At 37.3% G+C, this 12,282-nt stretch carries 13 protein-coding genes; all 13 read right to left on the bottom strand.

Annotated features, from left to right (window positions below; genetic code table 11):
- Positions 1-184 precede the first annotated feature (184 nt).
- The 13 genes from I586_RS15925 to I586_RS15870 all read right to left on the bottom strand — a co-directional run bounded on the left by I586_RS15925 (position 185) and on the right by I586_RS15870 (position 11,995).
- Positions 185-1,195, bottom strand: a complete 1,011-nt coding sequence (locus I586_RS15925) for a sugar kinase (RefSeq protein ID WP_010763881.1) — start codon at positions 1,193-1,195, stop codon at positions 185-187.
- 490 nt (positions 1,196-1,685) lie between these two features.
- The gene (gene dagF, locus I586_RS15920; protein ID WP_010763880.1) at positions 1,686-2,429 is read right to left on the bottom strand and encodes a 2-dehydro-3-deoxy-phosphogluconate aldolase; all 744 of its coding nucleotides are present in this window, start codon (positions 2,427-2,429) and stop codon (positions 1,686-1,688) included.
- Positions 2,430-2,456: 27 nt separating this feature from the next.
- Entirely contained in the window at positions 2,457-3,551 is a 1,095-nt protein-coding gene (locus tag I586_RS15915) for a DgaE family pyridoxal phosphate-dependent ammonia lyase (protein ID WP_010763879.1), read from the bottom strand.
- Complete coding sequence (locus tag I586_RS15910) at positions 3,541-4,650, bottom strand: amidohydrolase/deacetylase family metallohydrolase (protein WP_010763878.1); 1,110 nt, start codon at positions 4,648-4,650, stop codon at positions 3,541-3,543. The genes I586_RS15915 and I586_RS15910 overlap by 11 nt, the downstream gene beginning before the upstream one ends.
- Before the next feature lie 8 nt (positions 4,651-4,658).
- Positions 4,659-5,747, bottom strand: a complete 1,089-nt coding sequence (locus I586_RS15905; RefSeq protein ID WP_010763877.1) for a DUF871 domain-containing protein — start codon at positions 5,745-5,747, stop codon at positions 4,659-4,661.
- 20 nt (positions 5,748-5,767) lie between these two features.
- Complete coding sequence (locus I586_RS17210) at positions 5,768-6,004, bottom strand: hypothetical protein (protein WP_071868135.1); 237 nt, start codon at positions 6,002-6,004, stop codon at positions 5,768-5,770.
- A 53-nt stretch (positions 6,005-6,057) separates the two neighbouring features.
- Complete coding sequence (locus I586_RS15900) at positions 6,058-7,377, bottom strand: PTS sugar transporter subunit IIC (protein WP_010763876.1); 1,320 nt, start codon at positions 7,375-7,377, stop codon at positions 6,058-6,060.
- Between the two features lie 123 nt (positions 7,378-7,500).
- Positions 7,501-8,163, bottom strand: a complete 663-nt coding sequence (locus tag I586_RS15895; protein WP_010763875.1) for a DUF4310 family protein — start codon at positions 8,161-8,163, stop codon at positions 7,501-7,503.
- A gap of 24 nt (positions 8,164-8,187) precedes the next feature.
- Entirely contained in the window at positions 8,188-8,970 is a 783-nt protein-coding gene (locus I586_RS15890; protein ID WP_010763874.1) for a DUF4311 domain-containing protein, read from the bottom strand.
- Entirely contained in the window at positions 8,971-9,345 is a 375-nt protein-coding gene (locus I586_RS15885; RefSeq protein WP_010763873.1) for a DUF4312 family protein, read from the bottom strand.
- Positions 9,346-9,372: 27 nt separating this feature from the next.
- Positions 9,373-9,726, bottom strand: a complete 354-nt coding sequence (locus tag I586_RS15880) for a glycine-rich SFCGS family protein (protein WP_010763872.1) — start codon at positions 9,724-9,726, stop codon at positions 9,373-9,375.
- Positions 9,727-9,782: 56 nt separating this feature from the next.
- Positions 9,783-10,121 carry a PRD domain-containing protein gene (locus I586_RS15875; protein ID WP_010763871.1) on the bottom strand — a complete coding sequence of 113 codons (339 nt, stop codon included), beginning with the start codon at positions 10,119-10,121 and terminating at the stop codon, positions 9,783-9,785.
- 5 nt (positions 10,122-10,126) lie between these two features.
- The gene (locus tag I586_RS15870; protein WP_010763870.1) at positions 10,127-11,995 is read right to left on the bottom strand and encodes a BglG family transcription antiterminator; all 1,869 of its coding nucleotides are present in this window, start codon (positions 11,993-11,995) and stop codon (positions 10,127-10,129) included.
- Between the last annotated feature and the right edge of the window lie 287 nt (positions 11,996-12,282).

The following is a 12,282-nucleotide window of genomic DNA, read 5'->3' as shown; positions in this document are numbered from 1 at the left end:
CTATAAACAGACTTTTCTATATAAAAATAACGTTTAGCATCCTATCTTTACTTTCTAAGCATACCAATTTATCGGGACTACGTAAATGGTTTCGCTAAATTCCCTACTCTTCTTATTATAATGAAAAAAAGACAAGAACGAAAGTAGTATAAACTTAATTATACTACTTTGTTCTTGTCTTTTTTCAGCGAATCAAATCTACTGTCGGCTGTTCCATAATATGTCTGACTTGTTTTCGAGTCGTAAGTGGTACGTCTCCTTGGATCGTATGCGCTAAGACACCGTTGGCTGTAGCAAATTCAACCGTTTCAATCAGAGGCCATGCTTCGCTATAACCAAGCAATACACCTGCAGCGTAGCCATCACCTGCACCTATTCGATCTAAATTGATAATTTCTCTAGGAGCTGCTTGTACATAATGATCTGAATCAACTAAAAAACCTGTTAAATACTGCTTGTCTCCATCTCCTTGCCGAAGTGTTCCAGCAAAATACTCAAGTTGATAGTTTGTCATAAACCGATGAACTAATTCTTCAAATTGTTTAGAAGACTCCAGCGTTTCATCTAGTTTCATTCCTAATAAATCAGTCAAGTCACGCTGACTTCCAAAAACGAGATCACAATACGGTAATATTTTTTCATATTGCTCTTTCATAAAAGATACTCCATGCTCTTCATTTAAACTGGGGCGAAAATTAAAATCAAAACAAACTTTTTTCCCAAAATCATGTGCCTTTTCAGCTAATGCAAAGGCTGCTGAGCGTGTTTCTTCCGTCAAACTCAATGAAATACCACAAATATGGATCAAATCAGTTTCTGCTAAGATTGCATCAAAATCATAACTAGCAGCGTTGCTTATACCAAACGAACTATTTCTGCGGTTTTGATAGGTTACTTGTGTGGGTCTTGGGCCAAATCCCATCTCAGCAAAATAAGAGCCAATATGATCCCCAGCCGTACCGATCCAATGATCTTGAATACCTAGCTGACGGACACTTGCTTTAGCTGCCTCCCCTAATCGATTATCAGGAAGATTTGTTAGTAAGCTTGTTTGACAACCAAAGTGAGCAAGGTTACTTAAAATATTGACTCCTGTCCCTGTAAAATCTAGGCGTAACTCTTTTGTTTGTTCCAACATCAAATATTCTGGTGGTGTCAAACGCATCATTATTTCACCAAAAGCTACAATTCTCATGTTGATTCCGGCCTACTTTCTCGCTTCATGAACGAGCCATTCAGAAAAAAGATAAAACTTGAATCAGGTAAAAAATACCACCGTCAAGTTTTATTACTTTTTTCAGTGCTGAAAAAGCTCATTCAGCTTTTATTTGTCTAGCTTTACAAGCTAGGACTTAGGAAAAAAGACAAGCCTTGATGGCAGCTAAAACCGCTGCATTCAAGTTTTACTATTTTTCGGTCAGTCCTAAACGAGCTTGATCAGCTTTTATTTTATCCAGCTTTACAAGCTAGGACTTAGGAAAAAAGACAAGCCTTGACGGCAGCTAAAACCGCTGCATTCAAGTTTTGCTATTTTTCGGTCAGTCCTAAACGAGCTTGATCAGCTTTTATTTATCTAGCTTTACAAGCTAGGACTTAGGAAAAAAGACAAGCCTTGACGGCAGCTAAAACCGCTGCATTCAAGTTTTGCTATTTTTCGGTCAGTCCTAAACGAGCTTGATCAGCTTTTATTTTGTTAATGTGTTTTTCATCATTCCAAGTAATGTTTTGACATCTTCTGGTTTTGTGTCACCTGTTGCTGAATCGATAATTGAGCTGTATACGTGAGGAATAATCTTCTTCACTCCTGCATCAACTGCGATTTGGACGATTTCTTCAAAATTTTCTAAATCGATGCCACCTGTTGGTTCTAGGTAGAAGTCATATTTAGCACAAGCTGCTGCCACAGCTTTATATTCTTCAATGTGGGCTAATCCTTTCATTGGGAAGAATTTGATTGAGCTACCGCCCATATCTTGTAATAGACGAATCGCTGTTTCGATTGTTACTTCCCCTGCGGGTGCTTGTGAGCTTAATGGGCCAGTTGCAATATTAACGATACCAACTTTACCTGTTGGAGACACTAAACCATTCACAATCGTGTCGTTTTGCCCTAGTAATGCACGAGAAGTTCCTACGCCAGTGAAAACTTGGTTCACGTGTTGCGGTTGTAAGTCTTTTGAAATTCTTGAAACCATTTGACTTTGATTTGGATCACCTGCACCTAACCCTACAGATAAAGCATTATTTGTTTCTGCTGCATATTTTTTCATATCCTCAATTGCAGCAGCATCCGTTGGGTAATTCTTTGATAGTACGCCTAATACGATATGTCCTTCAGCAGCTTCGTAACAATTTTTCGCATTTTCTACTGAATTTGCTAAAACGTTTAAGCAAATGCGATCTTCTAAATAGTTTGGTGTTAATGTCATGGTTGATTCACTCCTATTTTTTCTTTTTTAGTTCATGATTTCGTTTAAACGAGTCACGATTTTCTTCATTTCTATTTCATTGACAGACCGGATATCAAATTCAATAATGCCATTGTTCGCTTGATATTCACGTGTATATATTGCTGGACTTTCAGCCCGTAATTCTTGGATAACTTCTTTGGCTGATTTGGCTCCACTGATTTTAATACTTGCGCGATAAATCTCTCTACCTGCACCATCTTGAACGACTTTGGCAACAATATTTGGAATATTATTTAACGCTTCAATAAAGGGTGTGAGACGGGCTTGCATCGCTTCTCCTGATTCACTGCCATTTTTCACATAGTCTTCAACAGCTTGTGTGAACCCCAAGATATTGTCTTTGCCGATTTTCATCGCACGACCAATACCTTTTCCTTGTAGACGAATCCACTCGATGTAGTCTTTTTTACCAATCACAAGTCCTGCACTTGGCCCTTCAATAGCTTTTGCTCCACTGTATATCACTAGATCGGCTCCTGCTTCAATATATTTGAAGAGGTCTTCTTCTGCTGCTGCATCCACAATCAAAGGGATGTTATTCATTTTGGCTACGGTCGCAGCTTCTGTCACGCTTAACATGCTTTTTTGAACAGTATGGTGACTTTTAATGTATAAAATAGCTGCAGTTTGGTCGGTAATCATCATTTCAATATGTTCTGGTGTACACATATTTGCATAGCCTGCTTCAACGACCTGTCCACCACCTTGTTCTACCATTACTTCAACAGGCGTACCATAATCGACATTGTGTCCCTTAGGCAGGATGATTTCACGTTTCGTGATCTTCTCTGTATAAGGATGATAGGCATGAAACACCAATCCTTCACCAATCAAGGCTGCCACACTTTGTGCAATACCAGCAGATGCAGAAGAAACCACTTGAGCATCTTCGACTTTTAAGAGTTTTGCAAGATAGGCGCCAGTTTGAATACTTAGCTCACTCATTTCGAAGAAATGTTCACCACCAAATTTTTGAGCAGCCAGAACATTTTCTGATACTTTTGATACACCTAAAATCGTCATTCTACCTGAAGCATTGATCACTTCTTTTAGGTTGAATTTTTCATAACTAATTGTCATAAACGGTTCCTCCAATAATCGTTTTTACTGGTTTGATCAATTCTTTTGCCTCTCTGGTAAAACCATTTGAATCAGTCAATGTTTTATGCCCCGCCTCTATTGTAAAGACTGTAATATCAGCATCATAGCCTTCTTTTAAGTGTCCTTTTGTATCAAAATGAAAATTTTTAGCAGGCGCTTCAGTAACCTTCTCAATAATTTCAGGCCATTCATAGCCTACAACGCGTAATTTTTCCATTGTGGTTGCTAAATCGTAGACTGGTCCATTTTCACGATTTCGAATATAGATATCTGTACTGATCGACGTTGCTTTCATGCCTTCTTTTAGAGCTGCTTCTGCCACATGGAAATTAAAACTATCTGTCCCATGTCCGATATCAAATACGATTCCTTTATCATATGCTGCCCAAGCAAAATCTTTTATTTGATCGGTTTCTTTGTTTAAGATTCCGTTTGGTTTTCCATTAAAACAATGCGTCAGCACATCTCCTTTTGACATATGAGCTAAAATTTCATCTAGTTCAGGTGGCGCAGAACCAATGTGAACCATCAATGGCAAGTCATTGTTTTCTTTTTGAATTTTCTTCGCCATTTCTAAAGGTGTGATTCCATTTTCTCCAATCACTGTTTTACTCATTCTAGCCTTGATTCCTACTACAAAATCTGGTAATTCCGCTAATGCTTTATGCACTAACTCTTCTTTAACTTTGCTTAGATCAGCTAATTCATCTTGTTCAACGATGCCCCATTTAGAAATATTCACTAACGCATACACATTGGTTTTGGCTTGTTTCGCTAGGTCATAAAATTCATGAATGTTTTCCGCTCCTGTAGTACCAGCATCAATCACTGTTGTGATACCTTTTTTTACCCCAATTTCATCTGGAAAATCGTAGTACAAGGTCATCTTTTCAAAACAATGCACATGGTCATCGATCCAACCTGCAGATAGATACGAGTCTGCCACTAGTTCCAATACCTCTTTACTCTTTGCTTCGATTGTATCAGAAACTTTAACGATTTTACCAGCATTGATTGCTATTTCTATTGGCTTACCATCAATGGTTCTTCCATTTTTTATAATTAAATCGTAACTCATTTTATCCCCTACTTTTCTGTAAATCTAAATTTTGTCCAGGGTTTTACAAAATCCAACAACAACAATTCTTTCTCTGTTATTTGCCCCACTTTGTTTTTACGGTCATCTGAATGAGGCTGTAAAACAATCTGTAGTTCATTTTTGTATTTCCCAAATGCATCATTTCCAATCACAACATCGCCGATTTGAAATTCATGCGTATTATCGTGAGCAGGATTCGCAGCATCTTTGTATTTTTTACGAACTTCCGTTGAACGAACGACTTGATCTGTAATGTCGCCCCGACGGAAGTGTTGTTCCGTTAACGTGATCTCTTTTTCAACTTTGCTAGCCTCGTTTGTAAACTCAACTGCTAATTCTAATTGATAGCGATTCAAACGACCTAGTAATTCAAGCTCTTCATCCGATGCATAGGCATTTCCTATGATCACATCATCAATCAAACCAGTCGCAAATAGGTGTTTCGCCTGAATATCTACTGGTAAATGTCTATGCATTTCCAGTGTTGGTAAGCCATCATTGACATCCCAAGGACCGATCTTACCTGCCTGAGAATTAATAAAGGCAGCTGTGCGAATCCCATGCTTTTTAAAACGAACGCTACAGCGCTCAAAGAAATCATACGGTAGCGCTGTGCCTTCTTGCGGATAAAAATTGTGACATCCGTAAAGGAATGGAACATTGGCTTCATACGTTAAAATATTATCCAAATAGGCTACATCATTACTCATATTCAATTCAATCGCTAAATCAAATGGATTAAATGTCAATTTAGCTTCCTTGTTCCCATCAAATCCAACATCCAAACGAATACCGTCCGCTCCCGTTTCGTAAAAGAAGGTTAAATCATCATAGGAAATTTGCAGTTCATCAAAAATATTTGGTGCTACATCTAAAATTGTTTCGTAACCTAAATCTTTCGCATAAGAAATTAATGATTTAAATTTCTCTTTTACTACTTCTTTGCCTTCAGTAACTTCTAACATACTCATAAAAATCCGTGAAAATCCACACTCGCTAGCTTTTTTTAAATAAGCTTTATCTTTTTCTATTTCACTATGATCTGGATAAACTGATACACCTAATGCTCGTTTCATTTGTTTTCCCTCCGCGTTATCTAATCAAATTTATGTCGATACTTCCAAGAGATGACCGAACTACACAAAATAGTTACACTTCCTACTATGAACAGTGGTTGTCTAATTAAAATTCCAACTACGATTGAGAGCAAAATCAACCCAATCGATACAATACATAAATGGAACAACCTCAATCCTGTAAATGATGCAGGCAACCATTTTCTTTCGATCATGACTTGACTCAAAATAAAAAATACAATAAACCAAATCAACATGATCTTAATCACCAAAGAGGATAGTAAATCTACTACCCTCCCCCTCTTTTAAATTAAGCAGCTGCTTTCGCTTTTTGTTCTGCTGCCAACTCTTCTGCTTCTTTATCTAACTGTTGTTTTTCATATACTTTGAAGAACGGGTAGTAAATCGCCAAAGTAATCAGGAAATTGACACAAACAAGCAATGCTGCTGGCACGCTCCAATTAGTACTCATCCAAGCAGCGATTGGTGCTGGTATTGCAAATGGTAAACGAGCTGCCATCATCGGAATCACATTTGTAACAGTTAAGAAATAAGAAAATGTTGTGGTGATCAATGGTGCCACAATGAATGGAATCCCTAAAATTGGATTCATAACGATTGGTGTACCAAAGATAACGGGCTCATTAATATTAAATAAACCTGGTAAGAAAGACAAACGACCTAAACTTTTCAGGTATGTCGATTTTGAAAACATCATTAAAACAACTAACGCTAAAGTAGTCCCTGCGCCACCGATCCAGATAAACCATTGTAAAAATTGTTCCGTAAAGATATTCGGTAAATTGTGAACTGACGCTCCTTCTTGAAAAGCAAGTGTATTTTCAGCAATCGACATATCCCAAAACGGTCTGATAACCGGTCCCATGATCGCTGGTCCGTGAATCCCTAAAACCCAGAAGAAACAAATCAGGAAGACTGTAAGCAATCCGCCAAATAGGCTATTCCCTGCTAAAGTGTCTTTCAACGGCATCAATAATGTACTCAAGAACCCATTTAAATCAAAACCAATCACATGACGAATTACCCAAAATAGTAATAAGATCACAGCACCTGGAATCAATGCGATAAATGAATTTGATACTTCTGGTGGAACACCATCAGGCATTTTAATCGTAATATCTTTTTGAATAAAGAAACGATAAATTTCCACTGAAACAAGGGCAGTAACGATTGCGCCAAATAATGAGGCTGAACCGATATTCGCTAAATTAATATAACGACCTGCACCAATAACATCTTTCACATCTTCAAAAACTCGTGTTGGCGGTGCTGCCGTTACTAAAAAGGCCATAACCGCTAAAATCCCACATGTTAAAGAATCCAACTTATAACTTGTTGCTAAAGAAGAAGCAATACCAAACGTTGCATATAAAGCTAAAATCCCCATAGTATATCGAGAAGGAATATCCAACACTGCTTGATATGGCTCAATAAATTTCATATACGCATCGATTGGAATATTCTGGAACACTGTAAAAAATGCACCGACGATCGTCAAAGGCATTGTAGCAATAAGTCCCTTTCTAATTGCCGTCATATGACGCTGTGAGCCAAATTTATTGGCAATCGGCATCAATTTTACTTCCATCCACTGCACAAAACCATTCATTTCTTTTGTCCTCCGTTCAAAAATTAATATAAATAAAAAATCAAAATTATTTCTCATTTATAATAACATGGTAACATTATAATGTAAACGGTTTTCAAAAGAAAAGTGCAACTTTAATTCGTTTTAACTAGGTAAATCAACTGGGAATATTGCACCAAAAATCATCGCACCTAGAATTGCACCACCTGCAATTGGCTTTTTCCACACGTAGAAAATCACAGCACCAATAATTGAACCAATACCGATTGGAGCAGATGCACCGCATGCACTGATAATGATCAAAGGTCCTAAGAAGCGACCTGAAGCATTCCCTGCGCCCATCATAACATCAGCACCAAACGTAGAATTTGACTGATTAATGGTAAATTTACGAATCATAATGATGATGCCGCCAATAATCAAACCAAGAAGCATGCCCGTTAATAAGGAAAGGCCAAAGTTTTCAACTGGCGCTGTAATGTCCATACTTAAAAGTATTGCAGGAACACCAATTCCAACACCTGTCAAAATTGCACCTCCAATATCTAAAATGCCAACCAAAGAGCCCTCTAATATACGAGCAAATAAGAAACTTGCACCAAATGCTGCCGCTGCTCCGTAAGAACCGCCATCCATTCCGGCTTTTAGCATTGCAACAATAGCTACTTCATTAAACGCTCCAACGCCATGCTCAATGTACATGTGGGTTCCAGCAAATACTCCAGCAGATAATAAACCGACTAAAATTGGAAACGACCAATCAGCGAACCAAAAATTCTTTTTCTCTAATTCTACTATCTCATCCATTACAGTTCCTCACTTTCTCCTTCATTATTTACCAATAGTAAATGCATCATGCATATTTTGCAGCCAACCTGGGATTTGCATTCTAAAGCTTTCAATCATTTGTAAGTCAAATCCACGGAAAAAGGCACTAAATACAAATAATAAAATGACTGCTGCCATCATACTTTTGGTTACTCTATTCCACCCAATTTCATCGACACCTTTTCCAATCAAAATACCCAAAACAACACCTGGAACTGCATTTCCCATAATCATTGTGGCAAGTCCACCAAAAATCGTTGCCCAAAGTCCTGAACGTTTGCCTGCATCAATTGCTGCTAACCAGAATAAAACTGGCATCACAGTATTAATCAGTAAGTTTGCAGCTGGTACTAAAACAGCGATTGCTGTCACTTGTAAAGATTCTGGAATTGCTGAGGCTGTCGTATTTAAAAACGCCACGACTAACATACCCACGATTGCACCAGAAATCCCCATTTTTTTAGGATTATGCATTGTTTCAGCAACATTTTTATTTTTTACTAATAACGCTGCAGCTGCCCAGTTAGGAATAACACGGTGATCCACATCTTGTGTAAATGCACCAGCACCAACCGTCGATGCCCACGCATTAAAGAAGAACCCTAATCCAAACGAAAAATGACTAGCCGCATCTCCCTCACATGCATTCATTTCGCCTAATGTTCTAAAAGCACCTAAGCCTTGTGTACTGGGTGCGTGGAACATTCTTGCAGCGCCTGCTCCCGCTGCAAATCCAACCAATCCTCCAATCAATAATGATTTGAGTAAAACAACTAAAACGTCCATTTAATTTGCCTCCTTATGCACTCTTTTTTTCTTGCTAAAAGGGATTGGAAGACCATTTGGATCACTCACTCTTTTTTCAACAAACGGAATCATCTCCATCTCAATCAATGTGATCTCCACTTCAACATCCAACAACACACGATAATCTGCACGTGTCCGCGGTAAAAAGAAAAAGAGAAAGCGTTCCGTAAATGTTTCTTGTTCTGCTCTAATAATTTGAATATCTAAAGGTTCGATGCGTACGATCACATCGTCTTTTTCTTTTAATACACGATTGTGGATTTGATTCAGTGCATTCGCAAAAGCTAGATTTTTTTCTTTCCCCGTACCTTCAACTTGAATGACCTGACGTTTTTTTACAGTGACTTTCTCCATCTAGTTTTCCCTCCTCTAATTCACTAGTTAAGCATTCTTTTTCAAATACGCTTCTACTATCCGTTTCCCTAGTTCCTCTTGATCCATAAAACCAAAGCCTAAAACAGTTTTTCCGTCATTGATTGCTGTTATACCTTCGTCAATGGAGCGCATACCATGACGTTCTGAATAGCCGTATTTTGTTGCAGCTGTTAAAGCGCCTGCACCACCACTTCCACAAAACGAAATGCCTAAATCAGCATTTTCTTGCTGCATGACATCTCCTAAACGCATATCTGCACCCATTCCAGGTACAACAACCGCTTTGCCTCCTGCAGCCTCGACACCTTTTGCAACATTTTGACCTTTTCCTAAACGATCTGCGATTACTACTGTTATCATAATTATTCCTCCAATTTTTTATTTATATACTAATAATCATTCTTAAAAGCTTCTTACTAAATCTCATTTTGTCGTGCTGCTTCAAAATGAATTGATAATACATACATTTCATCTGAGGGCAAATTCCCAATATGCTGTACAACTTTATCAGCAATCAGCAAAGCTTCTTTGGATACTTCTTCAAACATCTTCGGGTCCACACCAGACATCTTTTCTCCTGCAATCGAGCGTTTGATCATTTCATTGATATGATTGATCAAGATTGTCCATTGTAATTCGCTTGGCTGGATCTGTTGTTCCTTCAATAGCGTATCGATTTGTTCAAGTGCTGCTTGAAGTTCAACCTGATTTTGACTTTCGTCAATGATTGTTTGAGCATCGTCATTTAACTTCATACGTGCTACTCCTCTCTTATATAATTCAATAAAGCAGTAATTTCTGCTTGATTAACCATTAAATCATTTTCGGCAAAAATCCGTTCGATTTGTTCGACTAACTCTTGCTGAGCAAGTAGCATTTCCTTAACGATATTGCCTTCGTTTTCATATTGACCGTCAAACGTAATTCGATGAACCATCAGCATCACATGAAGTAAAAATGCTTCTTTATATTCTTCTGCTAATTTTTCAGCAAATGCTTTAAGTAACGCTTCATAAATGACATACGTCTGAACAATAATATCTCGACTTTCTGCTTCGATTCCTTGGTTTTCCCTCACTTGCTGACGAGGGATCAAACGAGGAACTTTTCCTGTTTTGGTATGGGTCAAAATTTTATTGACTTCATCTTGGATTGTCTGAATATCGGCTTCTGTAGGTAATGGATTGACTTTGACAAATGGACGATTGATAATTTCAATGGGAAATATACTCAAAACCAAGTCTGGATTTTTTTCTTCTATAATATCAACAGCATTTAATACCGAAGCAAAACCAGCAATTTCAACATTTGCGACTTCCTCTAAAATTTTCTGTTCAATCAAGCTTGTCACACCTAGTCCTGTCGAACACACATACACGATCCTAACTACATTGACTTCATGAAGATTTTTCTCGTATGCCACTAAAAAGTGCAATGCAATATAGGCAATAAATGAATCGTTGATCAATAATGCAGAGCCTACAATGTCACTTTGACTCGCAAGTTGTATGGCGGAAAATAGTTGCGGGTATTTTGCTTTGATATCATCCACAAAAGGATTGTACTCATTTATAAAGAGGTGTTTTTTTGTTAACCGTAAGGAAAGATGTGCAAATAAATTCGTAAAAAGTTGACGATCGCGGTAAAAAGGAAAATTAATTTCTTCTGACACATCTTTGATCAACTCTTCTGTCAAACCAACAATGTCTTGTTGGTTATTTGCAACAAATACATCACTATAAATATAGAAGTATTCATCTGCTAACAGAGGAAGCTCATAATGATCAAAAACTTTCTTCATTAATAAGAACGGTAACTCTTGTTTTTGTTGCAATACCTTTTGATTTGTCAACATTTTATACCCACCAACTGTATGGTGTAACTGCATTCTCGAAGCTGCAATCGCAACTCGTAGCGTAATTGAAAGAATTTCAGCGTAGTTAAATTGATCAAACAAAGAGGGATCTAGAAGTCCCGTCATCTCCTTTAGCGCAACTTGATAGATTTTTTGAAAAATCGTGTTGACGCCCACATGAACTTCTTGCATTTTTTTCTGTTGTCCTGATTGCACAAAATAGCTCATGATTTGATAAATATCATATTCAGTAATTTCTTTTTGGGTAATGTATTCCATCAACAAACGAATCTTGCTTTCTTCTCCAACAATAGAAAAACCTTGACGGCTTTGACGATTTAATACAAGTTCATGAACGTCGATCAATTCTTCTATGCGATCCAAATCACTGATGATCGTATTTCTGCTAACTTGTAATTCATTGGCTAACGCTTGTGACGTCAAACATTTGGGTGCTAATAATAAACGAAAAATCAATTGATTTACTCGCAATTCTTGGTCTGGGTATGTTTCAAATCGTTCAACTTCAATAATTTCATTTTTTAAGGTCAATCGTTCTGAATCTGGTAACTCCAACCAAATCCCTTTGTTTCGTCTAGTTTTAAGTAAAACATTCTGTTCTTTAAACCAATCACGTACATTTTCTAAATCATATTTGATCGTTCGGACACTAACATGGAAGGTTTCTGCCAATTCTTTTGTTGTCACACTTTCTTCTAAATCTAAAAGCAATAACAATATTTTTATTTCCCGTTTTGATAAGTGCAGTGACATTCTACTCACCAACCTTCTTTCTCTTACACTTGAACTATATCTTGATTTTTATTTCGTAACAACACAAAAAAGTTGCACTTACACAAGTGCAACTTTCTTAGTATACTATTTTTATTCAACGATTCAAATTACCAAATGCGTTATTTTATTTCTTTACTCTCAAATAAATCTACCTTTAAAAAAGAGGTTTAGTCTGCTTTTTCCTTAGTGCAACTTATCTTATCCATTATTTAATAAACGTTGCACGAACTTATCTAAGGAAGAATTCAAATAGCGTACAGCAAACG

This window comes from Enterococcus moraviensis ATCC BAA-383, from assembly GCF_000407445.1.
GTDB lineage: Bacteria > Bacillota > Bacilli > Lactobacillales > Enterococcaceae > Enterococcus_L > Enterococcus_L moraviensis.
Note: the sequence above shows the minus strand (reverse complement) of the source record. Positions and strands in the feature narration are given on the sequence as shown.

What these genes read in the sequence shown, in the direction of transcription:
- I586_RS15925 (WP_010763881.1), bottom strand. Translation starts at nt 1,195, where the DNA reads ATGAGAATTGTAGCTTTTGGTGAAATAATGATGCGTTTGACACCACCA.
- dagF (WP_010763880.1), bottom strand. Translation starts at nt 2,429, where the DNA reads ATGACATTAACACCAAACTATTTAGAAGATCGCATTTGCTTAAACGTT.
- I586_RS15915 (WP_010763879.1), bottom strand. Translation starts at nt 3,551, where the DNA reads ATGACAATTAGTTATGAAAAATTCAACCTAAAAGAAGTGATCAATGCT.
- I586_RS15910 (WP_010763878.1), bottom strand. Translation starts at nt 4,650, where the DNA reads ATGAGTTACGATTTAATTATAAAAAATGGAAGAACCATTGATGGTAAG.
- I586_RS15905 (WP_010763877.1), bottom strand. Translation starts at nt 5,747, where the DNA reads ATGAAACGAGCATTAGGTGTATCAGTTTATCCAGATCATAGTGAAATA.
- I586_RS17210 (WP_071868135.1), bottom strand. Translation starts at nt 6,004, where the DNA reads ATGTTGATTTGGTTTATTGTATTTTTTATTTTGAGTCAAGTCATGATC.
- I586_RS15900 (WP_010763876.1), bottom strand. Translation starts at nt 7,377, where the DNA reads ATGAATGGTTTTGTGCAGTGGATGGAAGTAAAATTGATGCCGATTGCC.
- I586_RS15895 (WP_010763875.1), bottom strand. Translation starts at nt 8,163, where the DNA reads ATGGATGAGATAGTAGAATTAGAGAAAAAGAATTTTTGGTTCGCTGAT.
- I586_RS15890 (WP_010763874.1), bottom strand. Translation starts at nt 8,970, where the DNA reads ATGGACGTTTTAGTTGTTTTACTCAAATCATTATTGATTGGAGGATTG.
- I586_RS15885 (WP_010763873.1), bottom strand. Translation starts at nt 9,345, where the DNA reads ATGGAGAAAGTCACTGTAAAAAAACGTCAGGTCATTCAAGTTGAAGGT.
- I586_RS15880 (WP_010763872.1), bottom strand. Translation starts at nt 9,726, where the DNA reads ATGATAACAGTAGTAATCGCAGATCGTTTAGGAAAAGGTCAAAATGTT.
- I586_RS15875 (WP_010763871.1), bottom strand. Translation starts at nt 10,121, where the DNA reads ATGAAGTTAAATGACGATGCTCAAACAATCATTGACGAAAGTCAAAAT.
- I586_RS15870 (WP_010763870.1), bottom strand. Translation starts at nt 11,995, where the DNA reads ATGTCACTGCACTTATCAAAACGGGAAATAAAAATATTGTTATTGCTT.